The sequence below is a fragment of the Moorena sp. SIO4A1 genome (assembly GCF_010672065.1).
In the GTDB taxonomy this organism is placed as follows: domain Bacteria; phylum Cyanobacteriota; class Cyanobacteriia; order Cyanobacteriales; family Coleofasciculaceae; genus Moorena.
The window spans coordinates 1-1320 of sequence record NZ_JAAHHX010000796.1 but is presented as its reverse complement, the minus strand read 5'-3'; the positions used below and the strand labels follow the sequence as shown (position 1 = coordinate 1320).

General features: G+C 44.0%; 2 protein-coding genes. Both read right to left on the bottom strand.

Going from position 1 to position 1320, the window contains the following annotated elements; genetic code table 11:
- Positions 1-352: 352 nt before the first annotated feature.
- The gene (locus tag F6K53_RS42995) at positions 353-664 is read right to left on the bottom strand and encodes a hypothetical protein (protein ID WP_293086762.1); all 312 of its coding nucleotides are present in this window, start codon (positions 662-664) and stop codon (positions 353-355) included.
- Between the two features lie 251 nt (positions 665-915).
- On the bottom strand, positions 916-1320 hold a 405-nt coding region (locus F6K53_RS42990), incomplete at its 5' end, for an ATP-binding cassette domain-containing protein (RefSeq protein ID WP_293086759.1).

Genomic DNA, 1320 nt, shown 5'->3' with positions numbered 1-1320 from the left:
TCATCAAGACAATGATGATTTTTAGCGATGCAGCTTCGGAACAGGGGGTTTCCCCCACTCGCGCTTTCCATCAAGACAACGACAAATTAAGTATATTGTCTTGATGCAGTCGCTCATGGGGGAAACCCCCAAGACCGCGCTGCATCGCTTTCTTATCCCCCACACCCCACACCCGGTCACCCCACACCCCACACCTGACGTCAAAGTAAAAAACCTACCCTTATGAGGTAGGGAGTAGGGAGTAGGGAACAAAAATTATCACAATTGATTTAGGAGCCCTATTGTTACTTGTTTATTTTTACTTTTTACTTTTGTAAGCATTCAGCTGACTGCTGAATGCTTACGTTTCTTTTTATAGGAATGGATAGTCTGTAAACCCCTTTTCTATATCCTTGTCCCCTCGACCGTAAAATGTCTTAGGATTGGGTGTATTTAATTGGGCATCTAGTTCAAACCGTTTGGGTAAATCGGGATTAGCAAGGAACAGCTTGCCGAAGGAAACTAAAGGGAGCAGGTCAAAGTTGCAGAACAGATGAACTATAGCGTTTCTAGGACTCATGAGGTACACATTAGTTTTGACCTCTTCCCTCTTCCCTCTTCCCTGCTCCCTGCTCCCGTCTTGATGCAGTCGCTCATGGGGGAAACCCCCAAGACCGCGCTGCATCGCTGCTCCCTGCTCCCTGCTCCCTAAAAACCAGAAATTTGTACCTCACAAGTAGTAGAATTGCTATATATACTATCAGAGCCAGCTAAAACCTGACGGGGGCTATAGCTTTAGTATAAATGTTCTGCATAAGTGACATGCTCCCTTCATTCATCATTAGAACTCATCCTTACTTATTTAGGACTACTTCGGGGTTAGTGACTCCTAATGGTGTTTTAATTTCTGGTTGAACTAAGGTAGTCATAAAGCGTTTATCGGTAATTTTCAGCTTGGGTTTCAAATAAATAGGCGTAAGTTCCACCTAGCTGCATCAATTCCTGATGAGTACCGCTTTCGGTAATAGAACCTTTATCCATTACATAAATGCGATCGGCCATTTTAACGGTGGATAGGCGATGACTGATTAGGATAGCAGCTTGGTCTTTTATCAGTTGACGAAACTTCTGAAATACCTCATATTCTGCCTTGGGGTCCATAGCAGAAGTAGGTTCATCTAAAACTATTACCTGGGAGTCTCGTAGAAATGCTCTTGCCAAAGCGATTTTCTGCCATTGCCCGATACTGAGTTGTTCCCCTTGGTCAAATAGCTTACCTAGCATGGTGTCATAACCATTGGGTAAGGTATTGATGACTCGATCAGCACCAGAACGAAACGC